General features: G+C 73.9%; 26 protein-coding genes. 16 read left to right on the forward strand and 10 right to left on the reverse strand.

The window, feature by feature from the left end:
- Window positions 1–73: 73 nt before the first annotated feature.
- From DCS98_RS05235 to ppgK, 4 genes are all read right to left on the reverse strand, one after another.
- Window positions 74–2,221, reverse strand: a complete 2,148-nt coding sequence (locus tag DCS98_RS05235; RefSeq protein WP_116450315.1) for a VanW family protein — start codon at window positions 2,219–2,221, stop codon at window positions 74–76.
- A gap of 142 nt (window positions 2,222–2,363) precedes the next feature.
- Window positions 2,364–2,588: a DUF7455 domain-containing protein gene (locus tag DCS98_RS05240; RefSeq protein WP_116450635.1), complete on the reverse strand. Its 225-nt coding sequence runs from the start codon at window positions 2,586–2,588 to the stop codon at window positions 2,364–2,366.
- Window positions 2,589–3,066: 478 nt separating this feature from the next.
- Window positions 3,067–4,431, reverse strand: coding sequence for an RNA polymerase sigma factor (locus DCS98_RS05245; protein WP_206340110.1), 1,365 nt, complete (start codon window positions 4,429–4,431; stop codon window positions 3,067–3,069).
- Between the two features lie 350 nt (window positions 4,432–4,781).
- Window positions 4,782–5,534 carry a polyphosphate--glucose phosphotransferase gene (gene ppgK, locus DCS98_RS05250; RefSeq protein ID WP_116450316.1) on the reverse strand — a complete coding sequence of 251 codons (753 nt, stop codon included), beginning with the start codon at window positions 5,532–5,534 and terminating at the stop codon, window positions 4,782–4,784.
- A gap of 110 nt (window positions 5,535–5,644) precedes the next feature.
- Here ppgK and DCS98_RS05255 point away from each other — a divergent pair, with 110 nt between their 5' ends.
- On the forward strand, window positions 5,645–6,463 hold the full coding sequence (locus DCS98_RS05255) for an inositol monophosphatase family protein (protein WP_116450317.1): 819 nt from the start codon (window positions 5,645–5,647) through the stop codon (window positions 6,461–6,463).
- Between the two features lies 1 nt (window position 6,464).
- On the opposite strand, the gene DCS98_RS05260 is transcribed toward DCS98_RS05255, so the two are convergent.
- A complete protein-coding gene (locus tag DCS98_RS05260; protein WP_116450318.1) occupies window positions 6,465–7,007 on the reverse strand; it encodes a LytR C-terminal domain-containing protein in 543 nt (180 codons plus the stop codon).
- A gap of 76 nt (window positions 7,008–7,083) precedes the next feature.
- Window positions 7,084–8,130, reverse strand: coding sequence for a phosphotransferase family protein (locus tag DCS98_RS05265; protein WP_116450319.1), 1,047 nt, complete (start codon window positions 8,128–8,130; stop codon window positions 7,084–7,086).
- 349 nt (window positions 8,131–8,479) lie between these two features.
- Here DCS98_RS05265 and DCS98_RS05270 point away from each other — a divergent pair, with 349 nt between their 5' ends.
- The 6 genes from DCS98_RS05270 (at window position 8,480) to DCS98_RS05295 (ending at window position 12,435) form a co-directional block, all read left to right on the forward strand.
- Complete coding sequence (locus DCS98_RS05270) at window positions 8,480–8,779, forward strand: DUF4193 domain-containing protein (protein ID WP_116450320.1); 300 nt, start codon at window positions 8,480–8,482, stop codon at window positions 8,777–8,779.
- A gap of 31 nt (window positions 8,780–8,810) precedes the next feature.
- Entirely contained in the window at window positions 8,811–9,707 is an 897-nt protein-coding gene (locus DCS98_RS05275) for a hypothetical protein (RefSeq protein WP_116450321.1), read from the forward strand.
- An 18-nt stretch (window positions 9,708–9,725) separates the two neighbouring features.
- Window positions 9,726–10,229, forward strand: coding sequence for a dUTP diphosphatase (gene dut, locus DCS98_RS05280; RefSeq protein WP_116450322.1), 504 nt, complete (start codon window positions 9,726–9,728; stop codon window positions 10,227–10,229).
- Between the two features lies 1 nt (window position 10,230).
- Entirely contained in the window at window positions 10,231–10,995 is a 765-nt protein-coding gene (locus DCS98_RS05285; RefSeq protein WP_116450323.1) for a DUF3710 domain-containing protein, read from the forward strand.
- A 152-nt stretch (window positions 10,996–11,147) separates the two neighbouring features.
- Window positions 11,148–11,525 carry an OB-fold nucleic acid binding domain-containing protein gene (locus tag DCS98_RS05290; RefSeq protein WP_116450637.1) on the forward strand — a complete coding sequence of 126 codons (378 nt, stop codon included), beginning with the start codon at window positions 11,148–11,150 and terminating at the stop codon, window positions 11,523–11,525.
- A 67-nt stretch (window positions 11,526–11,592) separates the two neighbouring features.
- Window positions 11,593–12,435, forward strand: a complete 843-nt coding sequence (locus DCS98_RS05295) for a DUF3159 domain-containing protein (RefSeq protein WP_116450324.1) — start codon at window positions 11,593–11,595, stop codon at window positions 12,433–12,435.
- On the opposite strand, the gene DCS98_RS05300 is transcribed toward DCS98_RS05295, so the two are convergent.
- Both DCS98_RS05300 and DCS98_RS05305 read right to left on the reverse strand, forming a co-directional pair.
- Complete coding sequence (locus DCS98_RS05300) at window positions 12,432–13,109, reverse strand: potassium channel family protein (RefSeq protein WP_116450325.1); 678 nt, start codon at window positions 13,107–13,109, stop codon at window positions 12,432–12,434. The genes DCS98_RS05295 and DCS98_RS05300 overlap by 4 nt on opposite strands.
- Window positions 13,109–13,777 carry a potassium channel family protein gene (locus tag DCS98_RS05305; RefSeq protein ID WP_116450326.1) on the reverse strand — a complete coding sequence of 223 codons (669 nt, stop codon included), beginning with the start codon at window positions 13,775–13,777 and terminating at the stop codon, window positions 13,109–13,111. Before DCS98_RS05305 ends, DCS98_RS05300 begins: the two co-directional genes overlap by 1 nt.
- Before the next feature lie 228 nt (window positions 13,778–14,005).
- Between DCS98_RS05305 and DCS98_RS05310 the strand changes: the two genes are divergently transcribed.
- From DCS98_RS05310 to DCS98_RS05345, 8 genes are all read left to right on the forward strand, one after another.
- Entirely contained in the window at window positions 14,006–15,988 is a 1,983-nt protein-coding gene (locus tag DCS98_RS05310) for an APC family permease (RefSeq protein ID WP_241037207.1), read from the forward strand.
- On the forward strand, window positions 15,981–17,255 hold the full coding sequence (locus tag DCS98_RS05315; protein ID WP_116450327.1) for a class I SAM-dependent RNA methyltransferase: 1,275 nt from the start codon (window positions 15,981–15,983) through the stop codon (window positions 17,253–17,255). Before DCS98_RS05310 ends, DCS98_RS05315 begins: the two co-directional genes overlap by 8 nt.
- 43 nt (window positions 17,256–17,298) lie before the next feature.
- Window positions 17,299–17,826: a hypothetical protein gene (locus tag DCS98_RS05320; RefSeq protein WP_116450328.1), complete on the forward strand. Its 528-nt coding sequence runs from the start codon at window positions 17,299–17,301 to the stop codon at window positions 17,824–17,826.
- Between the two features lie 81 nt (window positions 17,827–17,907).
- Window positions 17,908–18,774 carry an SGNH/GDSL hydrolase family protein gene (locus DCS98_RS05325; protein ID WP_116450329.1) on the forward strand — a complete coding sequence of 289 codons (867 nt, stop codon included), beginning with the start codon at window positions 17,908–17,910 and terminating at the stop codon, window positions 18,772–18,774.
- Window positions 18,775–18,816: 42 nt separating this feature from the next.
- A complete protein-coding gene (locus DCS98_RS05330; RefSeq protein WP_116450330.1) occupies window positions 18,817–19,047 on the forward strand; it encodes a DUF4177 domain-containing protein in 231 nt (76 codons plus the stop codon).
- A gap of 37 nt (window positions 19,048–19,084) precedes the next feature.
- Complete coding sequence (locus DCS98_RS05335) at window positions 19,085–19,453, forward strand: hypothetical protein (RefSeq protein ID WP_116450331.1); 369 nt, start codon at window positions 19,085–19,087, stop codon at window positions 19,451–19,453.
- Window positions 19,454–19,572: 119 nt separating this feature from the next.
- Window positions 19,573–21,483, forward strand: coding sequence for a 1-deoxy-D-xylulose-5-phosphate synthase (gene dxs, locus DCS98_RS05340; RefSeq protein ID WP_116450332.1), 1,911 nt, complete (start codon window positions 19,573–19,575; stop codon window positions 21,481–21,483).
- Entirely contained in the window at window positions 21,480–21,758 is a 279-nt protein-coding gene (locus DCS98_RS05345) for a thiamine-binding protein (RefSeq protein ID WP_116450333.1), read from the forward strand. The genes dxs and DCS98_RS05345 overlap by 4 nt, the downstream gene beginning before the upstream one ends.
- Window positions 21,759–22,267: 509 nt before the next feature.
- Here the strand turns inward: DCS98_RS05345 and DCS98_RS05355 are convergent.
- Both DCS98_RS05355 and DCS98_RS05360 read right to left on the reverse strand, forming a co-directional pair.
- On the reverse strand, window positions 22,268–24,352 hold the full coding sequence (locus tag DCS98_RS05355; protein WP_116450335.1) for a 3-hydroxyacyl-CoA dehydrogenase NAD-binding domain-containing protein: 2,085 nt from the start codon (window positions 24,350–24,352) through the stop codon (window positions 22,268–22,270).
- The gene (locus DCS98_RS05360) at window positions 24,349–25,551 is read right to left on the reverse strand and encodes a thiolase family protein (RefSeq protein WP_116450336.1); all 1,203 of its coding nucleotides are present in this window, start codon (window positions 25,549–25,551) and stop codon (window positions 24,349–24,351) included. Before DCS98_RS05360 ends, DCS98_RS05355 begins: the two co-directional genes overlap by 4 nt.
- A gap of 224 nt (window positions 25,552–25,775) precedes the next feature.
- On the opposite strand from DCS98_RS05360, the gene DCS98_RS05365 reads away from it, so the two are divergent.
- A complete protein-coding gene (locus DCS98_RS05365; RefSeq protein ID WP_116450337.1) occupies window positions 25,776–26,879 on the forward strand; it encodes a sugar ABC transporter substrate-binding protein in 1,104 nt (367 codons plus the stop codon).
- Window positions 26,880–26,894: the final 15 nt, after the last annotated feature.

The raw sequence follows: 26,894 nt of genomic DNA on the forward strand, positions 1-26,894 counted from the left end.
GTGCACGCCCGGGCGGGGAGGAGCCGGTCTCCGCGAGCGGAGCGACGGGCGGGTCCCTCGCGCGGGGGACCGATCAGCCGCCCGGGGTGGGCGCCGGCGGCGCCGCGGGCGGGATGCACCGGATGATGGGCTCCGCCGCGTAGTGCGTCCGGAAGTCCTCGCGCCGGATCTCCGCCCCCGTCCCCAGGTCGCGGAACACCCGGGTCACGGTGATGTCGAAGCCCTGCGCACCGGCCTGCGACTTGCAGGTGCCGTCGTCCGGCTTCTCCTGCACGGCCGGCTCCCGGACGTTCACGCGGTTGCTGCTGATGGACTGGATCTCGTAGCGCTTGGTCCCGTAGAAGGTGACCGTGATGGTGCCCGGCGTCCAGGCAGTGTCGATGTAGACGCCGGTGTCGGTGTCGTTGCGCCACTGCAGGTCGATCTGGCCCTCGTACACCGTCGCCTCGCGGCCGGCCGGGTAGCGGCTGATGTAGTAGCTGTGCGGCTTGTGGTAGACGTCCTCGAGGCCGGAGAAGAAGACCGCGTTGAACATCGTGGTGGCGAACTGGCTGATCCCGCCGCCGACGGCCTGGGTGAACTGGCCGCCGCTGATGACACCGGCCGGCACGTAGCCCTGGGCGGTGCCGCGCGGACCGGTGAACCCGTTGAGGCTGAAGGTCTCGCCCGGCATGACCAGCGCGCCGTCGACCTCGGCCGCCACGACGCGGATGTTCTCGCCGCTGGCCGGGTTGCCGATGTTGGTCGTGAAGGAGCCGATCTCCTCCTTGATGCCGAGGGCCTGCGCCTCCTCGGTGGTGAAGTCGGCGGGAACCGGCCCGAGCTGCGCCGTGACGGTGCGCGGCGCCGGCTCGGTGAGCACGGGGACGAGCTGCTCGGCCAGGGTCGCGGGCGCGACGCCGGTGCCGTCGACGGACGGCACCACGGTGACCGCCCCGCCCGACACCTCGAAGCGCGCGTCCTCCGCGCCGCTGCCGAACACGGCGAGCTCGTCGCCCAGCGCCGTCTCCAGCCTGGCCGGGTCGACGCCGACGGCGAGGACGCCGTCCTCCTGCGGCGTGAACGTGAGGGAGGAGGCGAGGGCCTCGACCGACACCTCGGCGGTGTCGTCGCTGTCGGGGACGACGACGGACACGGGCGCCGACAGCGCCGGCGTCACCGTCTCGTCCAGCACGCGCTGCGCCTCGGCCGCGTCGACGTGCACGGGGGTGACCTCGACGGGCAGCTCGATCGCGGTCGAGGGGTCGCTGCCGGAGGTCAGGGTCGCGATGATCGCGTCGGCCGATCCCTCGCGGTCCAGGTGCCGTCCGTCGGCGGACTCCACGACGCTCGGGGTGGTGCCCTCGATGGCGATGGTCGCGTCGACCGGGGCGCGGTCCACGCCGGCGGCGACCGTCTCGATCTGCGCGTCGAGCGCGGTGTCGTCCGCGCTCACCACCGGCTCCACCTCGCGGTCGGAGAACAGGGTCACCAGCCGCGTCCAGGGGTTGAGCGGCTGGTCGTCCGCCGCGTCGATCGTGGCGTCGACGTCCAGGGCCACGCCGGCGGTGACGGGGGAGAAGGCCGCCTCCACGTCGTCGGCGACCACCGTGCGGTCGGCGGCGATCCGCGGCGTCAGCTCCTCCTCGAGGGCGTCGGCGGCGGCGGCGGTCGACATGCCGCCGATCTCCACGCCGGCGACGACCGTGGACCGGGGGATGTCGCCGGAGGAGATCAGCAGGTCGCCGCCGTACACGGCGGCCAGCAGCGCCACGGCCCCGGCGGGCACCAGGACGGCGCGCCGGCGCCACCACGGACCGCGGGGTCCGTCGGCCGGCGGCTCGTCGCCGGGCGGGGGACCGGCCGGCCCGTCCCCGTCGGAGGCGTCGTCGTGGAGCAGGAAGGGCTCGCGGTCGTCGGCCGACGGGCTCTCCACCGGCTCCGTGTCGCGCACGACGCCCTCGCGCACCGAGGCGTCGACCGGAGCCGTGTCGGTGGCGCCCAGCGGGGCCGGGTCGGGCGCGCCGGGCGCCTGGGTGCTGCGGTCCTCGTCCTCCTCCGGACGGGACGGCGGGTCGCCTGCGGGATCGGGTGCGCCCAGCAGCCAGTCACGGGTGACCGGGCGGGTGTCGTCATGCTCCTCGACGGGCGACGGCCGGGCGTTGTCCGGCGCCGGGCGCGCGTCGAGCCCCTCGGGACGCATGCGCACGGTCTCGTCGTGCACGGGCGGCTGCTGCGGCATGGGGGATTCCTCCGGATCAGGTCGACCGGAAGTCCCCGGGAACGACGGAGCCGCCGGCCCTCCTCCCGCGCGAGGCGGGGAGGAGGACGCGGCGGCGTCGTCAGGTGAGGCGGTCATCGCGGGCGCGACGATACCTCCGGAATCACGCAGTTACGTGCTGCTCGCCCTCTGTGTCGATGAAGTCGACGGCGATGTCACGAAGCTTGCCTTCGTACTCGCGGGCGTGGTGCCCGCAGAACACGAGATCGCTACCGCTCGCGAGAACGACGCGAACCTTGGCCAGGGCTCCACAACGGTCGCAGTGGAACGGGACGACGAGGTCATCGGTGGGCGGGGTCGACGTCAGCGTCTGGGTCATCTGGCTCATCACTCGCTCTCTACCGCACGGACCCGCGGCTGCGGATCGGCCTCCTGCACAGCGCCAGGATGGCCCCTCGTGTTCCCGTTCCGAGGGCCTGTGACCGCGGACTCGCCGAAAGAGATGAGTCCGTGACCGGAGGGACACCTGGGTGGAACGGGTTCAGCAGGGGACACCTGGATGGGACTGTCGAGCTGGTCGATCTGCCTGACCGGCTGGGTGCCGGCCCGACCGTGGGTCCGCTGCTGTTCTGACGTCTCCCACGCTACGCCGTCTACCCGACAGTTCGCCGCGCACACCGGCGCTACCAATCCGTGACCCGTCCGGGTCACACCGCGGCCAGGTGTCGTCCCCCGGTCGGGTGGAGCCGCTCGACGAACAGGCGCCGGGCGGCCCGAGTGGGCCCCGGAGGGGTCCGCGCAGGGACGACGCAGCGGCTCAGCGGCGCAGGGGAACGGCACGTGGCCGCGGTGACGTCCGGAGGACGTCAGTCGAGGTAGTCGCGCAGGACCTGGGAGCGGCTGGGGTGGCGCAGCTTCGACATGGTCTTCGACTCGATCTGGCGGATCCGCTCACGCGTGACGCCGTAGACCTGGCCGATCTCGTCGAGGGTGCGCGGCTGGCCGTCGGTGAGGCCGAACCGCAGCCGGACGACGCCGGCCTCCCGCTCCGACAGCGTCTGCAGCACGCTGGTCAGCTGGTCCTGCATGAGGGTGAAGCTGACGGCGTCGACGGCCACCACGGCTTCGGAGTCCTCGATGAAGTCGCCGAGCTGGCTGTCGCCCTCGTCGCCGATCGTCTGGTCGAGGCTGATGGGCTCCCGGGCGTACTGCTGGATCTCCAGCACCTTGTCCGGGGTGATGTCCATCTCCTTGGCCAGCTCCTCCGGGGTGGGCTCGCGGCCCAGGTCCTGGAGCAGCTCGCGCTGGATGCGGCCGAGCTTGTTGATGACCTCGACCATGTGCACCGGGATGCGGATGGTGCGGGCCTGGTCGGCCATCGCGCGGGTGATCGCCTGACGGATCCACCAGGTGGCGTACGTCGAGAACTTGTAGCCCTTGGTGTAGTCGAACTTCTCCACCGCGCGGATCAGACCGAGGTTGCCCTCCTGGATCAGGTCCAGGAACGCCATGCCACGGCCGGTGTAGCGCTTGGCGAGGGAGACCACGAGGCGGAGGTTGGCCTCGAGCAGGTGGTTCTTGGCGCGCTCGCCGTCGCGGACGATCCAGTTGAGGTCCCGGCGCATCTGCGGCGAGATCTTCTGGCCCTCCTCCTCGACCTGCCGCAGCCGCTCGGCGCCGTAGAGCCCGGCCTCGATCCGCTTGGCGAGGTCGACCTCCTCCTCGGCGTTGAGCAGCGCGACCTTGCCGATCTGCTTGAGGTAGGCGCGGACCGAGTCGGCCGAGGCGGTGAGCTCGGCGTCCTTGCGCGCCTGGCGCAGCGCCTCGGACTCCTCCTCGTCGTCCCACTCGAAGTCGGTGCCGCCCTCGGGCGCCTCCTCCTCGGCGGCGGCGACCTCGACGCCGTCCTTGCCCGTGACGACGGTCTCGTCGAGCTTGAGACCCTCCGAGCCGCCGTCGACCACCGCCACGGCGGAGGCATCGGTGGCCACGGCCGTCAGCACGGCGCCCTCACCGGCACCCGGCGAGGGGACGACGGTGGGCTTCTTCGCGGTCGTCTTCGCCGCCGCCTTCTTGCGGGGCGCGGCCTTCGCGGCCGGCTCGGCGGCGGCCGTCACCGTCTTCGCCGTCTTGGCTGCCGCGGCGCTGGTCCGGGGAGCACGGGTACCGGTTGCGGCTGACACCTTCGAGGTGCTCGCGGCTGCTTCCGGTGCTGGCTTGTCGGCGGGCACTCAGGTTCCTTCCCGTGCTGGGTTCGTTCCCCGGGGGCCTTCTGGTCCCTGGGCAGCGGCTCCGGTCCACGCACCTGTGCAGCGGCAGAGGTCCCGGCAGACCGGCGCGGCGTTTGGCCGCTGGACGGGCAGGGGATCCCTCCCGGCTGGAGGGCGACGGGGTGGGGCTCTCTCATTGTAACGGCGTGTCGGGGGTTCTCCACCGCCTCGGATCCCGCAGCCCCGCTCGTGGGGGACGAACTGCGCGGTCCGGGCCGGTTCTCACCCCTTGAGGGTGCATCGGCCGCGAGCGCTGATCGCTGAAGGGGACGACCCCGTGCGCCCCACCCGTCTCACCCGCGCGGGTGCCGTCAGCCCGGCCAGTGACCGGGGTGCTCGTGCGCCGCCAGCGCGGCCCCGACGATCCCGGCGTCGTTCTGCAGCTGCGCGGGCACGACCGGCGTACGGGTCGTGAGCAGCGGCACCCACTTGTGCGCCTTCTTGCTCACCCCGCCGCCCACGATGATCAGGTCGGGCCACAAGCCGGCCTCCAGGACGTCGAGGTAGCGGTCCACGCGCTCGGCCCACTCGGGGTAGCCGAGCTCCTCGCGTTCCCGCGCGGCGGCCGAGGCGCGGCGCTCGCCGTCCTCGCCGTCGACCTGGATGTGGCCGAACTCGGTGTTGGGCACCAGGTGCCCGTCGACGAACAGGGCACTGCCGATGCCGGTCCCGAACGTCAGCATGAGGACGACGCCGTTCCGGTCGCGGCCGGCGCCGTAGCGCATCTCGGCGATGCCGGCGGCGTCCGCGTCGTTCAGCGTGTCCACCGTGCCCGGGATGAGTGCGCTGAGGCCGGCGTCGACGTCGGTCCCGATCCACGTCTTGTCGACGTTGGCGGCGGTGTGCGCCACGCCGTTCTTCATGACGCCCGGAAAGGTCACCCCCACCCGCCCGGTCCAGCCGAAGTGGTCGACGATCTCCGCCACGACGCCGTACACGGGGTCGGGCAGCGACGGCTGCGGCGTCTCGATCCGCAGCCGCTCGCCGATCAGCTGTCCCTGTTGGAGGTCGACCAGGCACCCCTTGATGCCGCTGCCGCCGATGTCCACTCCGAAGCCCTGCACGCGGACAGGGTAGTGACAGGACCCCCTCGCCCCCCAACTGCTCGCAGGCTCGCAGTCGGGTCCCTGCGACGGGGCCGCTCCAGCACGTCACCTGCGGCAGGATCACCTGCGTGAGTGCACCCGCCGCGGACCCCGCCCAGCTCCTCGCCCTCGCCGTCGACGTCGCCCGGGAGGCGGCCGCGCTGGTCGCCCGCGGGCGCGCCTCGGCCGCCGACGACGTCGACGTGAAGTCCAGCCCGGTCGACGTCGTCACCGCCGTGGACCGCGCCAGCGAGGAGCTGGTCGTCGGCCGGTTGCTGGCCGCGCGCCCGGACGACGGCGTGATGGGGGAGGAGGGCGCCGACCGCACCGGCACCAGCGGCGTGCGGTGGGTGGTCGACCCGATCGACGGCACCGTGAACTTCCTCTACGACCTGCCCGCCTACGCCGTCTCGATCGCCGCGGAGGTCGACGGCGAGGTGCGCGCGGGCGTGGTGCTGAACGTGGCGACCGGAGAGCTGTTCACGGCGACCGCAGGTGGGGGCGCCTTCGTGTCGTCCCCGGGGCGGCCGGAGCCGGTGCGGCTCACCGGCAGCAGCCCGGCCTCGCTGGAGCGGACGCTGGTGGCGACCGGCTTCGGCTACCGGGTCGAGCAGCGGCGGGCGCAGGGCGCGGTCGTCGCGCAGCTGCTGCCGCAGGTGCGCGACATCCGCCGGTACGGCAGCGCCGCCCTCGACCTGTGCTCGGCCGCGGCCGGCCGGGTCGACGCCTACTACGAGCTGGACCTCAACCCGTGGGACCACGCGGCGGGGGCGCTGGTGGCGGCGGAGGCCGGGCTGGTCCTCACCGGCCTCGGCGGCCGGCCGTTCGCCGAGCCGATGGCGGTCGCGGCCGCGCCGTCGATCGCTGCGCCGTTCGTGCAGCTGCTCGAGCAGCTCCACCCGGCCTGAGTCAGCAGTCGGCGGCCGCGCCGGTGGGCGGCACCAGCGCGGCGGCGACCTCCTCGGCGGAGGCGAGCGTCTGGAACTCCGGCCCCACGACGACGTCGACGGTCGCGTCGGCGCGCGTGTCGGGGTAGTCGCCGGCGTCGGGGATGTAGACGCGCACGTACCTGGCGGCGTCGTCCCCGCGGGGGCCGTGCCGCAGCTCGCCGACGCCGGTGACCTCACGGCCGCTGGAGTCGTTGGCGACCTCGCCGATGACGAACCCGCGCTCCTGCAGCGCCGTCGCGACCGTCTGGGCCAGGCCCGCGGTGTCGGTGGCGTTCAGGACGCGCAGGGTGACCGACGCCGGGTCGATGTCCGTCGGCGGTGCCGAGTCCGCCGCCGACTCGCACGCCGCGTTCTCCCGGGCCTCGTCCCGTGCCTCGGTCCGCAGGACGTTCCACCAGACGGCCGCCGCCGCCAGGGCGAGGACGGCCAGGAAGATCAGCGGCGGCCACGGGCGGCGGCCGCTCCGGGGGCGCACCGGCGGGCGCTCGGTCCGCAGCGTCACTGTCTCTCCTCGGCAGGACCCGGGGGCAGCGCTCCGGGCGGGTCGGTCGGCTGGAGCTTAGGGCCGTGACCGGGCGCTAGATCGCACCGTCCTCGAGCGCGGCGCGTCCCAGCTCGACGCACGGGTCGATGCGCTCGGCGTAGCCGGAGGTGTCCTTGCCCGCCATCGCGCCGGCAGCCGACCGCGCGACGATGCCGGCGATGATCGCCGCGAACTTGAAGAAGGCGAACCCGACGTACCAGTTGAGGTCGGCGAGGTCGGCGCCGGTGCGCTGCGCGTAGCGCTCGGCCACCTCCGCGCGGGTGGGGAAGCCGGGCAGCGTCGTCACCGGGCTCATCGTGGAGGCGCGTTCCTCACCGGCCTGCGGCCAGTAGACGAACATCATCCCGATGTCGGTGAGCGGGTCGCCGAGGGTGGACATCTCCCAGTCCAGCACCGCCCGGATCCGGCCGGGCTGCTCCGGGTCGAGCAGGCAGTTGTCCAGCCGGTAGTCGCCGTGCACGATGCTCGACCGCTGCGTCGCCGGCACCGTCTCGGCCAGGCGCGCGGCCAGCGCGTCGAGGTTCGGCCGGTCGCGGTCGCGGGTGGCGTCCCACTGCTTCGTCCAGCGGCGCACCTGCCGGGCGGCGAAGCCCTCCGGCCGGCCGAACTCGCCGAGCCCCACGGCCGTGAAGTCGACCGAGTGCAGATCGGCCAGGACGTCGACGAGGTTCTCGCCCACGGCACGCCGCTGGGCCGGCTCGTCGGCGTAGCCCGGCGGGAACTCGCGGACGACGTGGATGCCGACGACCCGCTCCATCACGTAGAACGGCGCGCCCAGCACCGACTCGTCCGTGCACAGGTGCAGCGTGCGCGGGACGGGGACGTCCGTGGGGCCGAGCGCGGAGATGACGCGGTGCTCGCGCGCCATGTCGTGCGCGGTCGCCAGCACGGCGCCCGTCGGGGGCCGCCGGAGGATCACCGCGTCGTCGTCCGTGCCGTCCCGCGGCGTGACCACGTAGGTGAGGTTGGACATGCCCGCGGCGATGAGCTGCACGTCGACGGAGCGCCAGCGCTCGTCCCCGAGGACCGAGGCCAGGTACGGCCCGACGACGGCTGGATCAGCACCCACGGGAGTCGCCACGGCGGCAGGGTAACCTCTGGCGCTCCGCGGCCCGGGGGCCCGCTCGGAACTCGTTTCCGCAGGCGGGCACAAACCGGGGCCGCGCCGCGTTGGGGGGCTGGCCGGACCTTCCCCACCCGTCTCCGGGCGGGCGGGGGAGGAGCGGCCCGGACGGATCCGGTCGCCCCCCGCACCGCGGGAGCCGGCGCCGGCCCTGTCCGGAGCACCACCGGCAACCGGCAGCCCAGAAGGGGGCTGCCGGACCACGACCCACCGGTCGCCACCGTGGCCGGCAGGGCGCCGGCGCACACCCCGCGCCGACGCCGGACGAGCGGGCCCGACACCCGCAGGAACACAGGAGGGGCACCCCATGGCCACCGACTACGACGCCCCGCGCCGCAACGAGGCCGACGAGCTGGGCGAGGACTCCCTCGAGGAGCTCAAGGCTCGCCGGGCCGAGGCCCAGTCCGCCTCCGTCGACGTCGACGAGACCGACTTCAACGAGAACCTGGAGCTCCCGGGCGCCGACCTCTCCGGCGAGGAGCTCACCGTCCGCGTCCTGCCCAAGCAGGAGGACGAGTTCACCTGTTCGCGCTGCTTCCTCGTGCAGCACCGCAGCCGTCTCGCCTCGACGCGCGGCGACCAGCTGCTCTGCCGCGACTGCGCATAAGGAGCGCGCGAGCGCTGACGGGAGGGGCGCGATGACCGAGCACGGTCCTCGGCTGGGTGCGGCGCGGGACGTCCCGCCGCCGCGCCCGGTGGCTCCTCCCGCGCCCGTCCCCGAGGAGACCGGGCTCATGCGCGCCGCCCGGGCCGTGGCCGACGCCGTGGCCGGTCTCGTGGGCGGCGCAGCACCCGCGGGGCAGTCCGACGACGAACCGCGCCGTTCGGCGACCGGTGGTCTGCGGGACGTGCTCGGTGCGGTCGCCGGTGCGGTGGGAGCCGCGTTCGGCCCCGGCCCGGACGCGCCTCCGCCCGGCCCCGAGGCGCCGGCCGGCGAGCGCACCCCGGGAGCGCTGCTGGGCGACCTGCTCTCCGCGGCGGCCCCGCGGCTGCCGATCCGCGACGCCGCCCGGCTGCGGGCCGCGCACCCGGGCGCCTCCGACGCCGAGATCGCCGACGCCCTGGTCGCCCGGGCCGCGCGGGTGACGTCGACCATCGGCGCCGCCACCGGTGGCCTCGCCGCGACGCAGTGGCTGGCGCCGGCCTCGCTGCTGGCGCTGCCGCTCGAACTCGGCGCGGAGACCGTGCTCGTCGCGGGGGTCGAGGTCGTGCTGATCGGCGAGCTGCACGAGCTGCTGGGCCGCCGCGCCCCCGGTGACGCGCGCGCCCGCGCCACGGCCTACCTGGCCGCGTGGTCGGCGCAGCGCCCGGTCGACGCCTCCGGGCCCGCCGGCCTCGGGTCCCTGCTCGGCGGCACCGGGGTGCGTGCGCTGCAGCGGACGATCACCCGCCGGCTGGCCCGTTCCGTCCCCGCCGCCGCACCCTTCCTCGTCGGCGCCGCCCTGGCCGGGCGGGGCAACCGCCGGGCGACCGAGAAGCTGGCGGAACGGATCCTCGGGGACCTGCGGGCCGGTCGGCCGCTGGGGTCCGCCTGACCCTCATAGGATCCCCAGGTGCCCGACTACCCCCCGACGCTCGACGTCCCGGTCCGGCTGACGTCGCCCGAGGACGTCGCGCCGAGCTACGCGCTCCCCGGTGACGCCGGCGCGGACCTCTCCGCGGCGGAGGACGTCGAGCTGGCCCCGTTCGAGCGGGCGCTGGTCGGAACCGGGGTGGCCGTCGCCATCCCCGAGGGGTACGCCGGCTTCGTCCACCCGCGCTCGGGCCTGGCGCACCGGCACGGCCTGAGCATGGTGAACGCCCCGGGCACGATCGACGCGGGCTACCGCGGCGAGATCAAGGTCAACCTCGTGAACCTCGACCCGACGACGCCGATCAGCCTGCGTCGCGGGGACCGGATCGCCCAGCTGGTGGTCCAGCCCGTCGTGCAGGCCCGGTTCGTGCCGGTCGAGGAGCTGCCGGCCAGTGAACGGGGCAGCGGCGGGCACGGATCGACCGGCGGCCACGCGGCCGCGGTGGGCGACGGAGCCGCGACGGCTCGGGAAGGTCAGGGCTGAGATGCCGTTCGGACGTCGGCGGAACCGGATCGAGCGCAGCCTGCGCGAGCGGGGGGTGCCCCCGGAGCCGCAGCACCGCGAGCGCGAGGTCGAGGAGACGACCGGCCCCTGGGACTCGGCGGACGCGCCGGAGGACGGCGTGCAGCGCATCGACCTCGGCTCCATCCGCCTGCCGGGGCTGCCGGGCACCGACCTGCGGGTCGAGCTGAGCCCGCAGCAGAAGGTCGTCGGCGCCACGCTCCGCTACGGCGACTCGCTGCTGCAGGTCGCCGCCTTCGCCGCACCCCGGGCCGACGGCATCTGGGACAGCGTCCGGGCGGACCTGAGGACCAGCGCCTCCGGCCAGGGCGGCTCCCTGCACGAGGTGGAGGGCCCGTTCGGCACCGAGCTCGCCGGCACCGTCCTCGCGCCCGCGCCGCAGCAGGCGGGCCAGGCCGCGGCGGCCCAGCCGGTGCGCCGCGCGGCACGGTTCCTCGGCGTGGACGGTCCCCGCTGGTTCCTGCGCGGGATGATGACCGGCCCGGCCGCCGAGGACCCGGAGCAGGCGGCGGTGCTCGAGAACGCCTTCCGCGGGATCGTCGTCGTCCGCGGGGTGGAACCGATGCCGGTCCGCGAGCAGCTCCCCCTGGCCCTGCCGCCGCAGATGGCCGCACAGCTGGCGCGCCAGCAGGAGGCGGCCGCACGCGCAGCCGGGTCGCCGCCGGCCACCCCGCAGCCGCCGGCCGCCCCGCAGCCGCCGGCCGCCCCGCAGCCGCCGGCCGGCTGAGTCCGACCCGGGGGAGCGGGGCGCCGGTCCGTCGTCCGCCCCCGGCGGCGTGCTGCGCCGTACGCTTGACCCGGTGGCCGGTCCGCCCGGCCGCCCCAGGAGTTCCAGCCCGTCGGCACCCCGCCGACTGGCCCCGACGAGGAGTGGACGCCGTGACCGAGACCCGATCGCCGAGCTGGCTGTCGCGGACGCTGCAGCGGCTCACGGCCGACGACCAGGCCATCGATGCGGAGGAGCTGCGCGCCGAGTCGGCCAGCGCCGGCTGCGAGCCGCTCGTGTCCTGCCGCAAGGGCGCGGTGGTCACCGTGACCGGCCGGCTCAAGTCCGTCGTCTACACCCCGCGCGAGACCGTTCCCACCCTCGAGGCCGAGCTCTTCGACGGTTCCGGCTCCGTGACGCTGGTCTGGCTGGGTCGCCGGCGCATCCCCGGCATCGAACCCGGCCGCACGCTGACCGCCCGCGGCCGGTTCGCCGCCTTCGACGGCAAGCGGGTCATCTACAACCCCTGGTACGAGCTCGGCGCCGGCTGATCGCCCCGCCGACGTGGAGGACGCGCGGGGCGACACCCCGGGAACCGAACGACCGGGGGAGACGGCGATGAGCGCACCGGAGGACCACGCCGAGCGGCCCGCGGCACCAGGACCGGCCGCGGAGCGCGAGCCCGAGCCGGGGCTCGCGTTCGACCGCCACCTGGTGCTCGAGCAGCTGGGCGGCTGGCGCGGGATGGTCGACGCCACCCTGCCGACGATCGCCTTCATCGTGGCCAACTCCCTCGACGGCCTGCGCACCGGCATCTGGGCCGCGCTGGGCGCGGCCGTGCTGGTGTTCCTCCTCCGGCTGGTGCGGCGGGAGACCGTGCAGCAGGCGATCAGCGGGCTGTTCGCGGTGGGCATCGCCGTCGCCATCGCCGCCTTCACGGGGCAGGCGCGCGACTTCTACGTCCCGGGCATCATCCGCAACGCGGGGCTGGCGGTCGTCCTGCTCGGCTCCGTGGCGCTGCGCCGCCCGCTGGTGGGCGTGATCGCCGAGTTCCTGGCGCCCAGCCACCTCGGGTCCATGGCCGCGCACCGGCACTCGCTCCCGGGCATGCGCGGGCGCGTGGACCGGGCCCGGTCGGTGCTGAGCCCGGGGGTGCGCGACCCCGAGACCGGGCGGGCCAAGCCCGATCCGGAGCCGGAGCTGCACTGGCGGGAGGACCCGCGACTGCTGCGCGCCTACGGCTGGCTGACCGTGCTGTGGGGCGGGGTGTTCCTGGTCCGCGCCGCGGTCCAGGGCTACCTCTACCTGGGCAGCGAGAACAGCAACGCCACCGATCTCGGCGTCGTCTCGCTGCTGCTGGGGCTGCCGGTGACCGCCGTCGAGGTCGTGGTCACGCTGTGGGTCGTGTCGCGGCTGCACCGCCACCGGGTGGAGAACGCCGCGCCGCCCGCCGGCGCCTAGACCGGGCCGGCGGACCCGTCCGGCGCGAGCACCGTCTTCAGCTGCTCCTCCACGTCGGCGTGCGTGACGAACAGCAGCTCGTCGCCGGCCTCGAGGGGCTCGTCGGGGGTCGGGGTGATGACCCGCTCCCCCCGCAGGATCGCGGTCAGCACCGTCTCGCGGGGGAGCGGCACCTCGCGCAGCGGCTTGCCGACCCACGGGGTGTCCTCGGCCAGGGTGATCTCGACCAGGTTGGCCGCGCCCTTGCGGAAGCTCATCAGCCGGACGACGTCGCCGACGGTCACCGCCTCCTCGACCAGGGCGGCGAGGACGCGCGGGGTGGAGACGGCGACGTCGACGCCCCACGCCTCGGTGTAGAGCCACTCGTTGCGCGGGTCCTTGACGCGGGCGACCACCCGGTTGACCGCGAACTCGGTCTTGGCCAGCAGGGAGACGACCAGGTTCGCCTTGTCGTCACCGGTGGCCGCGACGACGACGTCGCAGGTCGCCAGCTGGGCCTCCTCCAGCGAGGTGACCTCGCAGGCGTCGGCCTGCACCCACTCGGCGCCGGGCACGGAGCGGGTACGGACCTTGCGCGGGTCCTTCTCGATGAGCATCACGGTGTGGCCGTTGCCGAGGAGCTCCCCGGCGATCGACCGCCCGACCGCGCCGGCTCCGACGATCGCGACGCGCATCAGTGCCCGCCTCCCTGGGGAGCGTTCTCCACGACCTCGTGCACGCGGGTGGTGATGTCGTCGGTGACCGCCACGACGAGCTGGTCGCCGTCCTGCAGCACCGTGCCGGCCGTGGGCAGCTGGGCCTCGCCGAAGCGGACCAGCCAGGCCGCGCGGGCACCGGAGGCGAGCTCCAGCTCGGCGAGCTTCCGGCCGACCCAGCCCTCGGTCACGGTGATCCGCATCAGCAGGACCTTCCCGGTGGGCTCGCGCCAGAGCTCGCTGACCTTCACCGACAGCAGCTCGCGGAGCAGCCGGTTCACCGTCCACGGGACCGTCGCGACGCTGGGGATGCCCATGCGCTCGTAGACCTCGGCCCGCTTGGAGTCGTAGATGCGGGCGACGACGTGCTGGACGCCGAAGGTCTCGCGGGCCACCCGCGCGCTGATGATGTTGGAGTTGTCGCCGCTGCTCACCGCGGCGAAGGCGCCGGCCGAGTCGACGCCGGCGTCCAGGAGCGTCTGCCGGTCGAACCCCAGCCCGGTCACCTGCCGGCCGGCGAAGTCGGGACCCAGGCGGCGGAAGGCCTCGGGGTCCTGGTCGATGACGGCGACGCTGTGGCCGACCTCCTCGAGGCGGCGGGCGATGGCGGAGCCGACGCGTCCGCAGCCCATCACGACCACGTGCACGAAGTACTCCCGCGATGCTCGCCGCGCCGGCGCCGACCGCCGTGCGTACCGGGCGCGAAGCTACACCCGGGACGACGCGCGGCGAGGCTGTGACGGGCGACATCACACTCAGGGGCGGGGCGCGCCCGCCCGCGACGGCGCGCGGCCCCTGTGCTCCGTACCATCGCCGCCGTGCCACGCCTGTCCGACCTCGGACACCTCCCGAAACGGCTCGTCCTCGGACGAGCCGTGCGCAGCGACCGCCTCGGCGAGTCCCTGCTGCCCAAGCGCTACGCGCTGCCCATCTTCGCCAGCGACCCGCTCTCCTCGGTGGCCTACGCCACCCAGGAAATCCTGATCGTCCTGACCCTGGCCGGGACGGCGTTCCTGTACCTGGCGCCGTGGCTGGCGGTCGGCGTGGTGCTGCTGCTGGTCACCGTCGTGCTCAGCTACCGCCAGGTCGTGCGCGCCTATCCCTCGGGGGGCGGTGACTACGAGGTCGCGATGAAGAACCACGGGCAGTTCGCCGCCCTGGTCGTGGCCAGCGCGCTGCTGGTGGACTACGTGCTGACCGTGGCGGTGTCCGTCTCGGCCGGCACGGACAACATCATCTCGGCCTTCCCCTCGCTGAACGAGCACCGCGTCGCGATCGCGATCGGCCTGGTGGCGCTCCTCGCCGCCGCCAACCTGCGCGGCGTCCGCGAGTCGGGCAAGGCGTTCGCGGTCCCGACCTACCTGTTCATCAGCGGCATCGCGGTGATGATCGTGACCGGGCTGATCCGGTGGTTCTTCACCGACGACGGGCTGGTGGCCGAGACCGCCCGGTACACCGTCGAGGCGGAGCCCGCGTACCAGCAGCTGGGCGGCCTGGCCCTGCTGTTCTTCGCCCTCCGAGCCTTCGCGTCGGGGTGCACCGCGCTGACCGGCGTCGAGGCCATCGCCAACGGCGTCCCGGCCTTCCGGCCACCGAAGAGCAAGAACGCGGCGACCACGCTGGCGCTGATGGGCGGGATCGCCGCCACCATGTTCGCCGGCGTCACGGCGCTGGCCCTGCTGTCGGACGTGAAGTACGTCGAGCACCCGTGCGATCTCGAGGGCTTCGCGAACTGCGAGACCGAACCGCAGCGGACGGTCATCGCGCAGATCGCCGCCGCCGCGTTCGGGGGGGACGGCTCCGCCGGCTTCTACTTCATCCAGGCCGCGACCGCCCTGGTGCTCATCCTGGCGGCGAACACCGCCTTCAACGGCTTCCCGCTGCTCGGCTCGGTGCTGGCGCAGGACCGGTTCCTGCCGCGGCAGCTGCACACCCGCGGCGACAAGCTGGTGTTCAGCAACGGGATCCTGCTGCTGGCCGGCTTCGCCGGGCTGCTCATCGTGGCCTTCGACGCCGACGTTACCCGGCTCATCCAGCTCTACATCATCGGCGTCTTCACCAGCTTCACGATCGGCCAGTGGGGCATGGTCCGGCACTGGAACCGCGAGATGCGCCTCGAGGACGACCCGGCCGCCCGCCGTCGGATGCGGCGCTCGCAGATCATCAACACCGTCGGCGGCAGCCTGACCACTGTCGTGCTCGTGATCATCGTGATCACCAAGTTCACGCACGGCGCCTACCTGGTCATCGTGTCGATGCCGATCCTCTTCCTGCTGATGAAGTCGATCAACCGGCACTACTCGCACGTCGCGGACCAGCTCGTCCCGGACGCCGACGCGCGCATGCTGCCCAGCAAGGTGCACGCCGTCGTCCTGGTGTCGAAGGTGCACAAGCCGACCCTGCGGGCGCTCGCCTTCGCCCGCGCCACCCGGCCGGACGCGCTCACCGCCCTGACCGTCAACGTGGACGAGTCCGACACCCGTCAGCTGCAGGCCGACTGGGAGCGCTACGACATCCCCGTCCCGCTGACCGTCGTCGAGTCGCCCTACCGGGAGATCACCCGGCCGATCGTCGACTTCGTGAAGGGCATCCGCCGGGACAGCCCCCGCGAGCTGGTGGTGGTCTTCGTGCCCCAGTACGTCGTCGGCCACTGGTGGGAGAACGTCCTGCACAACCAGAGCGCGCTGCGGCTGCGGGCCCGGCTGCAGTTCCAGCCCGGGGTGATGATCACGACCGTCCCCTGGCAGCTGGAGAGCTCGCTCGGCCGGGAGGACGGCGAGGCGAACGGGCGAGGTCCGGTCCCCGGGGACCTCCGCCGAGGGCTCACCGAGCCGACCGACGCCACTCCCTATGGCTGAACGGCGGGCCGAGCGGGGCCTGGGCTGGACCGGGCGCGAGTTCGAGGTGACCGTCGGTCCCGTCGCCCACGGCGGGCACTGCGTGGCCCGGCACGAGGGCCGGGTCGTCTTCGTCCGGCACGGCCTGCCGGGGGAGCGGGTCGTCGTCCGGGTCACCGAGGACCGCCACCCGGGGTTCTGCCGGGCCGACGCCGTCGAGGTGCTCGACGCCTCGCCCGCGCGCGTCGAGCGGCCCTGCCCCTACAGCGGTCCGGGCCGGTGCGGCGGCTGCGACTGGCAGCACGTCGACCCGGCCGAGCAGCGCCGGCTCAAGGCGGCGGTGGTCCGCGAGCAGCTGGCGCGCCTGGCCGGGCTCGAGGACGTCGAGGTGGCCGTCGAGGAGCTGCCCGGTGGCCCGCTCCGCTGGCGGTCGCGGGCACGGTTCGCCGTCGACCGCTCCGGTGCGGCGGGCCTGCGCCGGCACCGCTCGCACGACGTCGTCGTGCTCGAGGACTGCCCGATCACCGTCGAGCCCGCGGCGGCCGCCGCACTGCAGCGGCGCTGGCCGGGGGCGGGTGCGGTCGACGTCTCCGTCGACTCCACCGGTGCGGTCACCACGACCCGCCTCGACCGGCAGGGCCGCCCCACGTCGAGCCGGGTCGTGCGGCCCGGTGGCGACCTGCCCGAGGAGCCGGTGGGCCGGGCCGAGCGGCATGCCGGCGGGCGGGACTGGGAGGTCGAGGGCACCGGCTTCTGGCAGGTGCACCCCGCGGCCGCCGACGCCCTCGTCGAGGCGGTCACCGCGTTCGCCGGCGTCAGGCCGGGGGAGACCGTGCTCGATCTGTACGCCGGCGCCGGCCTCTTCGGCGGCGCCCTGGCGCCCGCCGCCGGGCGCGAGGGCCGCGTGGTCTGCGTCGAGTCCGACGCCGGCGCGTGCGCCGCCGCCGACGCCAACCTGGCCGATCTCCCGCAGGCGGAGGTCTGGCAGGGCGACGTCGACGCGGAGGGGCTCGCCGAGCTGCTGGGAGACCTGGGGGCTCCCGACGTGGTCGTCCTGGACCCGCCCCGGGCCGGGGCCGGGCGGGCGGTCAGCGCGCTGCTGGCCGCGACGGGTGCGCGGGCGGTCGTGTACGTCGCCTGCGACCCGGCCGCCCTGGCGCGGGACGTCGCCGTCTTCCGCGCAGCGGGGTACGAGCTGTCCGCCGTCCGCGGGTTCGACGCGTTCCCGATGACCGCCCACGTCGAGTGCGTCGCGCTGCTGGTCCCGGGGTCGCCGTCGTCTGTGTGAGGGCAGTTACATGAAACGCCGCACCCTGGGTACCGTGCCGCCCATGGCCCGTGCCGCTGCCTTCCTCGGAGCCGCCGCCATCCTCGCGCTCGGTGGCTACGCGGCGATCCCCGACGACAAGCCCCAGTACCTCGGCGACATGCCGTCCTCGCTCGAGCAGCCGTCAGCCGCGGCCGCCCCGGCCCCGCGGTCGGACCCCGGTCCCGCTGCCGGTGGCCCGCCGCCGCCGCTGCGGGGGCCCTCGCCGGTGGCGCCGGAGGCCCCGGCCGCAGGTGGCGGCGCACCCGGCGAGCGCGTGCCCGACCCGGCCGGCGACACCTCCCTCGACATCGAGGCCGGCTCGACGGCGGGCGACGACTCCGTCGGGCAGCCGCGCCCCGGCCTCCCGGGGCTGTTCGCGGGCGTCATCGACACCGTGGCGGAGCTGACCGACTGCCTGGTCGACGGGGTCATCGAGCTCGACGACGGCATCCTGGACTGCGTGACCGGGGTGGTGTCGCCGCTTCCCGAGCTCCCGGTGGAGACGCCGACCGATCCGCTCGACCCGATCCTGGACGGCGTCACGCCCTGACCCCGCCGCCGGAGGCGTCACCCCCCTCGTCCGGGTGGCTCGGGGTGACAGTCCCGTACCGGTGTCCTTAGCGTTTCCTGCATGCGAGCGTGGCGAGCGGGTTCGGCCGGGTGGGTACCGGTCATCGCTGCCGCCTGCGCGCTGCTGCTCGGTCTCGCGGTCCTGATCACCGTCTCGACGGACCAGCCCGCCACTCCCTCCGCGGCTCCGGACTCGCCGTCGCTGTCGGCCGCGGGCACGGCAGGCTCCGCCGGGCAGAGCTCCCGCGAGTCCCGGTCGGTGGAGCCCTCGACGTCCCGGGCGCGTCCGTCGGCCGCGGACACCTCTGCGCCGTCGACGTCGTCCGCCGCGGCCTCGACGTCGGTCGCGGCGTCGTCGTCCGCCCCGGCCACCCCGGTCGTCACCTTCATCGGGGACTCCTGGACCGTCGGGTTCGGCAGCGAGACCGACCGCGGCTACACCACGTTCATCGGTGAGACGCTGGGCTGGGAGTACCACGCGCTCGGCGTCGGCGGCAGCGGCTACATCCAGTCCGGCCGCGGCACTCCGTTCGCCGGCCGCATCGAGGCCGCGGCGGACATCGGCGCGGACGTCGTCGTCGTGCAGGGCAGCCTCAACGACCAGCTCAGCGACCTGCAGGCGATGGGGCCTGCGGCGCTCGACACCCTCTCCCGGCTGCAGGCCGCGGTGGGTCCCGGCACGGTGATCCTCGTCATCGGCGCGCCGTACACGCCGGCGACCGACCGCGCCGCGATCGACACCATCAACGACGCGATCGGCGGGGCCGCGACCTCGCTCGGGATCCGCTTCGTCGACCCGGCGGTGGAGAACTGGACCGACCCGGCCGATCCGGCCATCTGGGCCGACTACGACCACCCCAACGACGCCGGCTACCGGCTGATCGCCGACCGCCTCTCCGCGCTGCTCCTGGAGACCGTCGGGGACTGAGCGGGCCCGGGTCGCCGATCCGGCACCGGCTACGGTCTGGGGGTGCCCACGTGGGAGTACGCCTCCGTCATCACCGCCAACGATGCCGAGTCGCAGCGCGCCGGGGTCAGCGTGAAGTTGCCCGGCGGACAGTCCGAGCGCCAGCAGGGCGACACCAGCTCGGTCCTGAACCGCCTCGGCGCCGAGGGGTGGGAGCTCGTGAGCTACCACTCCAGCGGCGCCGGCACCTGGGGCTTCGAGCAGTTCTGGCTCAAGCGGCAGTCCGGCGCCTGATCGGACGTCGTCGTCCCCCGGGGGCAGACTGGCCGCCGTGGACGACGCCGTGCCGCCGGGCTGGCCCGTGGAGGTGCGCCCGCCGGGAGCGCCCGACTGGGAGCGCACGGCGGTCGCCTGGCTGTTCGACCTCGTGCCCCCGGACTACCGGGCGCACGAGGTGCTGCGCCGGTACCCCGTGCTGCTCGCGCGGTTCGCCGCCGACCACGTGGCCGCCGGCCTTGAGGCGGCCCGCATGGGGTGGCGGACCGTCCGCGTCGAGCTGGCCGACCAGCTTCCGGCCGACGCGATCGAGGCGGCGATGACCGCCTACGAGCGCGAGGGTGCCCGGCTCGCCGCGGCCGCCCGCGGCGTCGAGGTGGTGGCCGGCGCCCTGCGCGGCGAACGCTGGGTGCCTCGGCTGTGACGTGCATCCGGGGGGTGCGCTGGCTCGGAAGAGCTGCCGCAGCGCGGTTACAGTTGCTCCGCGGCCTGCTTCTCCGTTCCCGTTGCAGTCCCAACCGACCGAGAGGACACCGCCGAGCCGTGCCGCTCCTGCGATCGCTCCGGGGCCCTGAGGACGTCAGGGCGCTGCGAGCCGAAGACCTGCCCGTGCTGGCGGCCGAGATCCGCGACGCGCTGGTCACCAGCGTCGCCAAGACCGGCGGTCACCTGGGCCCGAACCTGGGCTGCGTCGAGCTGACCATCGCGTTGCACCGGGTCTTCGAGTCCCCGCGCGAGCCGATCGTCTTCGACACCGGCCACCAGGCGTACGTGCACAAGATGCTGACCGGCCGCGTCGAGGGCTTCGAGCGGCTCCGCCAGCGCGGCGGGCTGTCGGGCTACCCGAGCCGGGCGGAGAGCGAGCACGACTGGGTGGAGAACAGCCACGCGTCGACATCGCTGTCCTACGCCGACGGGCTGGCCAAGGCGTTCGCCGTCCGCGGTGACAAGCGCCCGGTCGTCGCCGTGGTCGGCGACGGCGCCCTCACCGGCGGCATGGCCTGGGAGGCGCTGAACAACATCGCGGCGGCCCAGGACCGCCCCGTCGTCATCGTGGTCAACGACAACGGCCGGTCGTACTCGCCGACGATCGGCGGGGTCGCCGACGCGCTGGCCACCCTGCGGCTGCGGCCGGGCTACGAGCAGGCGCTGCTGCAGGTCCGCCAGGCGCTGCACCGCGCGCCCGTGGTCGGCTCGGCCCTCTACGACGCCCTGCACGCGATCAAGAAGGGTCTCAAGGACGTCCTGTCGCCGCAGGGCATGTTCGAGGACCTCGGCCTGAAGTACATCGGCCCGGTCGACGGGCACGACATCGAGGTCATGGAGTCGGCGCTGCGCCGCGCCCGCTCCTTCGGCCGGCCGGTCATCGTGCACGCCGTCACCACCAAGGGCTTCGGCTACCCGCCGGCCGAGACCGACCAGATCGACGCCTGGCACGCGACCGGGGTCTTCGACCCCGACAGCGGCACCAGCACCGTCGCCGCCCGCGACTGGACGACGGCGTTCTCCGACGAGCTGGTGCGGATCGGCGCGGAGCGCTCCGACGTCGTCGCCATCACCGCGGCGATGCTGCACCCGACCGGGCTGGCGGCGTTCGCCGAGCGGTTCCCCGAGCGCACCTTCGACGTCGGCATCGCCGAGCAGCACGCGCTCACCTCCGCCGCCGGGCTGGCGATGGGCGGGCTGCACCCGGTCGTGGCCGTGTACTCGACGTTCCTGAACCGGGCCTTCGACCAGCTGCTCATGGACGTCGCGCTGCACCGCCAGCCGGTGACCGTCGTCCTCGACCGGGCCGGGGTGACCGGCACCGACGGCGCCTCGCACAACGGCATGTGGGACATGTCGATCCTCTCCGTGGTGCCGGGCGTCCGGCTCGCCGCACCGCGGGACGAGTCGACCCTGCGGGAGGCGCTGCGCGAGGCGGTCGCGGTCACCGACGGGCCCACCGTCGTGCGCTTCCCGAAGGGGCCGCCGCCGGTCGACATCCCCGCGCTGGAGCGGCGCGGGCCGGTGGACGTCCTGCGCCGCAGTGAGCGGCCGGACGTGCTGCTGGTCGCGGTCGGCGCCCTGGTCCCGATGTGCCTGGCCGTCGCCGAGCGCGCCGCGGACCACGGCATCGAGGTCACCGTCGTCGACCCGCGGTGGGTGCTGCCGGTGGCCGACGAGCTCGTGGAGCTGGCGTCCGGTTTCCGGCTGGTGGTCACCGTCGAGGACGGCGGCCGGGCCGGGGGCGTCGGGACGACGCTCACCCAGGCCCTGCAGGACCGCGACTGCGACGTCCCCGTGCGCGCGGTTGGCCTGCCGCAGCACTTCTTCGACCACGGCAGCCGCGGTCAGGTGCTGGCCGACGCCGGGCTGACCGAGCAGGACGTCGCCCGCCGGATCGCCGAGTGGTCGGCGAAGCTCGCGGAGCGGACCGACGAGCACGTCGTCCAGCCGGCGGACAAGGCGTGATCGCCGAGATCCAGGTCGCGCCCTCGCCGCCCGGGACCGCCGACGACCCGCACGCGCACGTGGAGGCCGCGATCGCGGTGATCCAGGCGTCCGGTCTGCGCTACGAGGTCGGTGCGCTGGGCACGACGCTCGAGGGTGACGCGGACGCGGTCTGGGCGACCCTGCGCGCCGCGCACGAGGCGATGCTCGCGGCCGGTGCGGACGCCGGGCTCTCGCACATCAAGGTCGCATCGGTGAACCGCACGATGGACAGCCTCACCAGCAAGTTCCGCTGACGCCCGCTGGCGCGTTCACCCGCGGTCGTCGCGGACGCGGACACGCCGCAACCATCGGGTTCCCGCTACGAGCCGACGGCAGTCCGCCGTGGGCAAGTCCAGCCAGGCGTCGTCCTCGGACGTGATGGAGCCCAGCACCGTGCGCCCCTGCCCGTCGGTGAGGTGGAGATCGCACGGCAGTGCTCGGTGTTGCCATCCCGAGAGCCGGGGACAGGCGCGGTAGAGGATCCGCGCCACGTCGTCGTCGCACTCGGAGGTGGTGACGACCGACGGATCCGCCCAGTCGGGGACCTCGCTCCCGGGCCAGGATCGGGATGCCTTGCGACGTGCGAGCCTGTCGGCCGAGGACGTGGACAGTGCTCGCCCGCCGTCCTCACCGCCGGACCACCGGCCTCGCGCTGGAGCACGAGGTCCGCGTACCGGCGGTGAGGACGGTGGTCGACACCCGCGGGGACGACGACGGCCCCGCACCTCCTCGTCGAGGTGCGGGGCCGTCGCGGTCAGGCGGCTCAGGCGGGGAGCGAAGCCACCCCGCGCGGCAGGAAGCGCTCGCCGGTGACCTTCTCCGAGACGCCGGCCCGGTCCAGGTAGGCGGAGATGCCGCCCAGCCAGAACGGCCACCCGGCGCCGAGCAGCATGCACAGGTCGATGTCCTGCACGGCCTGCACGACGCCCTCGTCCAGCATCAGCCGGATCTCCTGCGCGAGCGCCTCGACGGCGCGCTGGCGCACCTGGTCCTCGGTCAGCGGGGAGTCGCCGGCGTCGATGCCCTCGAGCTCCGGGTCGACGACGCCGCGCTCGCTATACACCGACGACTTCCCCAGCTCGACCATCTTCCGCAGGCCCTCGCCCACGGAGAAGCGGTCGGGGAAGGCCTCGTGCATGCGCTCGGCCACGTGCAGCGCGACCGGCGGGCCGACGAGCGTGAGCAGCTCGAACGGCGTCATCGGCAGGCCCAGCGGGTCGAGCGCGCGGTCCGCGACGGCGACCGGCGTGCCCTGCTCCACCGACGAGGTGACCTCGCCGAGGAAGCGGGTGAGCAGCCGGTTGACCACGAAGGCCGGGGCGTCGGCCACCAGCACGCAGCTCTTCTTCAGCTTCTTGCCGACGGCGAAGGCGGTGGCCAGCGTGGCGTCGTCAGTCTGCTCGGCGCGCACCACCTCCAGCAGCGGGAGGACCGCCACCGGGTTGAAGAAGTGCAGGCCGACCACGCGCTCCGGGTGCTCGAGCTTGGAGGCCATCTCGGTCACCGAGAGCGCCGATGTGTTGGTCGCCAGCACGCACTCGGGCGAGACGATCGCCTCCAGCTCGGCGAACACCTGCTGCTTGACCGACATCTCCTCGAAGACGGCCTCGATGACGAGGTCGGCGTCGGCGAAGACGTCCTTGGACAGCGAGCCGGTGACCAGGCCCTTGAGCTGGTTGAGCTTGTCCTGGTTCAGCCGCCCGCGCTGGGCCAGCTTGTCCAGCTCGCCGTGCACGTACGCCACGCCCTTGTCCACGCGGGCCTGGTCGATGTCGGTCAGCACGACCGGCACCTTCAGCTGCCGCACGAACAGCATCGCCAGCTGCGAGGCCATGAGCCCGGCACCCACGACGCCGACCTTGGTGACCTTCCGCGCCAGCGACTTGTCCGGGGCGCCGGCCGGCCGCTTCGCCCGCTTGTTGACCAGGTCGAACGAGTAGAGCGAGGCCCGCAGCGGGTCGCTCATCAGCAGGTCGGTCAGGGCGTCGTCCTCGGCCGCGGTGCCCGCGGTGAACGCGTCGCCCGCCACGCCGGCGCGGGCGAGGTCGAGGAGCTCCACGGCCCGGACGGCGCCCGGCGAGGCGTTGCGGGTCCGGCCGGCCACGATCGCGCGAGCGCGGGCGATCGCCTCGTCCCAGGCGGCCGGGTCGACCTCGGGGCGCGACACGGGGACCGAGCCGTCGAGGACGCCGACGGCCCACTCGAGCGACCGCTCGAGGAAGTCGGCGGGCTCAAGGACGGCGTCGGCGATGCCGAGCTCCGCCGCCTTGGGTGCCGGGGTCATCTTGTTCTGCGCGAGGGCGTTCTCGACGATGACGGTGACCGCCGGGTCGACGCCGATCAGGTTCGGCAGCAGCTGCGTGCCGCCCCAGCCGGGCACCAGGCCGAGGAAGACCTCGGGGAAGGCGACCATCGCCGTCGACGCAATCGTCCGGTAGCCGCAGTGCAGCGCCAGCTCCAGGCCGCCGCCCAGCGCGACGCCGTTGACGAAGGCGAACGTCGGGACGGGGGAGTCCTTCAGCCGGCGGAACACCCGGTGCCCGGTCTCGGCGATCTCCCGGGCCGCGGCCGCGTCGGTCACCGACGGGACGCCGGAGAGGTCCGCACCCACCGCGAAGATGAACGGCTTGCCGGTCACGCCGATCGCCACGGGGGCGGGGGAGCGCGCGGCGATCTCGTCCAGGGCGGCGTCCAGCGAGGCCAGCCCGCCGGGGCCGAACGTCGACGGGCGGGTGTGGTCGTGCCCGTTGTCCAGCGTGATCAGCGCGAACTCGCCGGACAGCCCCGGCAGGGTCAGGTAACGGACCTTGGCGGCCGTCACGACCTCGTTCTCGAAGACGGCGGTCACTTGTTGCCCTCCCAGTTCGGGTTCTCCCAGATCACGGTGGCGCCCATGCCCAGGCCCACGCACATGGCGGTGAGGCCGTAGCGGACGTCGGGCCGCTCGGCGAACTGCCGGGACAACTGCGTCATGAGCCGCACGCCGGAGGAGGCCAGCGGGTGGCCGACGGCGATGGCGCCGCCCCACGGGTTGACCCGCTCGTCGTCGTCGGCGATGCCGAAGTGGTCGAGGAAGGCCAGCACCTGGACGGCGAAGGCCTCGTTGAGCTCGAAGAGCCCGATGTCCTCGATCGTCAGGCCGGTGCGGGCCAGGGCGCGCCCGGTGGAGGGCACCGGGCCGACGCCCATGACCTCGGGCTCGACGCCGACGAAGCCGTAGCCGACCAGCCGCATGCCGATGTTCAGCCCGAGCTCCTCGGCGACGTCCTCGGCGGCCAGCAGGCAGCCGGTGGCGCCGTCGTTGAGCCCGGCGGCATTGCCGGCGGTCACGTGCCCGTGCGGGCGGAACGGCGTCTTGAGGGACGCCAGGCCCTCGAGCGTCGTCTGCGGCCGCGGCGGCTCGTCGACGGTGGCGACGCCCCAGCCGTTCTCGGCCGAGCGGGTCGCCATCGTCACCAGCTCCGGGCCGATCTGCCCGTTGGCGACGGCCTTGGCGTACTTCTGCTGGCTGGCCAGCGCGAAGGCGTCGGCGCGCTCCTTGGTCAGGTGCGGGAAGCGGTCGTGCAGGTTCTCCGCCGTCGACCCCATGACCAGGGCCGACTCGTCCACGAGCTTCTCGCTGAAGAAGCGCGGGTTGGGGTCGGCGCCCTCACCCATCGGGTGGCGGCCCATGTGCTCGACGCCGCCGGCGATGGCCACGTCGTAGGCGCCGAAGGCGATCCCGCTGGCGGTGGTGGTCACGGCGGTCATGGCGCCGGCGCACATGCGGTCGATCGAGTAGCCGGGGACCGACTTCGGCAGCCCGGCGAGCAGCGCCGCGGTGCGGCCCAGCGTCAGGCCCTGGTCGCCGATCTGGGTCGTGGCGGCGATGGCCACCTCGTCCACGCGGTCGGCCGGCAGGGCGGGGTTGCGGCGCAGCAGCTCGCGGATCACGCGGACGACGAGGTCGTCGGCGCGGGTCTCGGCGTAGATGCCCTTCGGGCCGGCCTTGCCGAAGGGGGTGCGCACGCCGTCGACGAAGACGACCTCACGCAGTGAGCGGGACATGGGACCTCCGCAGATGTTCGGGACCGGCCAAGTGGGGGGCGCGGCCCGCCAAAGTTACCCGTCGGTAACCGTCCGGCCAAGCGGGACTCGACCCGTGCGGGTCGAGGCCCCAGGTCACGGTCCGGCAACGGTGCACATCTGTGCTTGCGGTCACAACCGACGACTGGAAAAGATGTGCCGCCGGAATTTCGATGTAACCCCAACAAAAAGGCAGGTCCCCTCTCATGGCGCGACGGAGCACCCTGACGACGGCGATCGCGGCCGCCCTCGTCTTCGGCTTGGCCGCATGTGGCAGCGACGACGGCGGCGACAGCGGCGGCAGTGGCGGTGGCGGTGGCGGCGACGCCGCCGGCAAGGTCGGTGTGATCCTCCCGGACACCGAGTCCTCGGTCCGCTGGGAGAACTTCGACCGTCCCTACCTCGAGGCCGCCTTCGAGGAGGCCGGTGTCGAGTACGACATCCAGAACGCCGAGGGCGACGCCCAGCGGCAGGCCACCATCGCCGAGCAGATGATCACCGAGGGGGCCACGGTCCTCGCGATCGTCAACCTGGACTCCGCCTCGGGCGCGCAGATCCAGGAGCAGGCCGCCAACGAGGGCGTGCAGACGATCGACTACGACCGGCTCACCCTGGGCGGCTCGGCCGAGTACTACGTGTCCTTCGACAACACCGAGGTCGGTCGGCTCCAGGGCGAGGGTCTGGCCCAGTGCCTGGAGGCCAACGGCGTCGCGGAGGGCCCCATCGCCTTCCTGAACGGCTCGCCGGACGACAACAACGCGACGCTGTTCTCCGCCGGTGCGCACGAGGTCCTCGACCCGATGACCCAGTACCAGCAGGTGGCCGAGCAGGCCGTGCCGGGCTGGGACAACCAGGAGGCGGCGACGATCTTCGAGCAGATGTACACCCAGGCCGGCGGCAACATCGCCGGTGTCCTGGCGGCCAACGACGGTCTGGCCAACTCGGTCATCCAGATCCTGGGCCGCAACAACGCCGCCGGTGCGAACAACGTGACCGGTCAGGACGCCACGGTCGAGGGCCTGCAGAACATCCTCGCCGGAGACCAGTGCATGACTGTCTACAAGTCGATCCGCGAGGAGGCCAACGCGCTGGCCGAGCTGGCCGTCGCGCTGATCAACGGCGAGGAGGGCGAGACCACCGGCACCGTCGAGGACACCGAGGGTGGCCGTGACGTCCCGTCGGTCCTGCTCACCCCGGTCTCGATCTTCCGGGACAACGTCAAGGACGTCGTCGACGACGACTTCGTGACGGCCGAGGAGCTGTGCACCGGCGAGTTCGCCGACGCGTGCTCCGAGCTGGGCATCGAGTAGTGGTCACCGGCTGCC

This window comes from Blastococcus litoris (assembly GCF_003075095.1).
Classification (GTDB): domain Bacteria; phylum Actinomycetota; class Actinomycetes; order Mycobacteriales; family Geodermatophilaceae; genus Blastococcus_B; species Blastococcus_B litoris.

What these genes read in the sequence shown, in the direction of transcription:
- DCS98_RS05235 (WP_116450315.1), bottom strand. Translation starts at nt 2,221, where the DNA reads ATGCCGCAGCAGCCGCCCGTGCACGACGAGACCGTGCGCATGCGTCCC.
- DCS98_RS05240 (WP_116450635.1), bottom strand. Translation starts at nt 2,588, where the DNA reads ATGAGCCAGATGACCCAGACGCTGACGTCGACCCCGCCCACCGATGAC.
- DCS98_RS05270 (WP_116450320.1), top strand. Translation starts at nt 8,480, where the DNA reads ATGGCCACCGACTACGACGCCCCGCGCCGCAACGAGGCCGACGAGCTG.
- DCS98_RS05275 (WP_116450321.1), top strand. Translation starts at nt 8,811, where the DNA reads ATGACCGAGCACGGTCCTCGGCTGGGTGCGGCGCGGGACGTCCCGCCG.
- DCS98_RS05285 (WP_116450323.1), top strand. Translation starts at nt 10,231, where the DNA reads ATGCCGTTCGGACGTCGGCGGAACCGGATCGAGCGCAGCCTGCGCGAG.
- DCS98_RS05295 (WP_116450324.1), top strand. Translation starts at nt 11,593, where the DNA reads ATGAGCGCACCGGAGGACCACGCCGAGCGGCCCGCGGCACCAGGACCG.
- DCS98_RS05300 (WP_116450325.1), bottom strand. Translation starts at nt 13,109, where the DNA reads ATGCGCGTCGCGATCGTCGGAGCCGGCGCGGTCGGGCGGTCGATCGCC.
- DCS98_RS05315 (WP_116450327.1), top strand. Translation starts at nt 15,981, where the DNA reads ATGGCTGAACGGCGGGCCGAGCGGGGCCTGGGCTGGACCGGGCGCGAG.
- DCS98_RS05320 (WP_116450328.1), top strand. Translation starts at nt 17,299, where the DNA reads ATGGCCCGTGCCGCTGCCTTCCTCGGAGCCGCCGCCATCCTCGCGCTC.
- DCS98_RS05325 (WP_116450329.1), top strand. Translation starts at nt 17,908, where the DNA reads ATGCGAGCGTGGCGAGCGGGTTCGGCCGGGTGGGTACCGGTCATCGCT.
- DCS98_RS05360 (WP_116450336.1), bottom strand. Translation starts at nt 25,551, where the DNA reads ATGTCCCGCTCACTGCGTGAGGTCGTCTTCGTCGACGGCGTGCGCACC.
- DCS98_RS05365 (WP_116450337.1), top strand. Translation starts at nt 25,776, where the DNA reads ATGGCGCGACGGAGCACCCTGACGACGGCGATCGCGGCCGCCCTCGTC.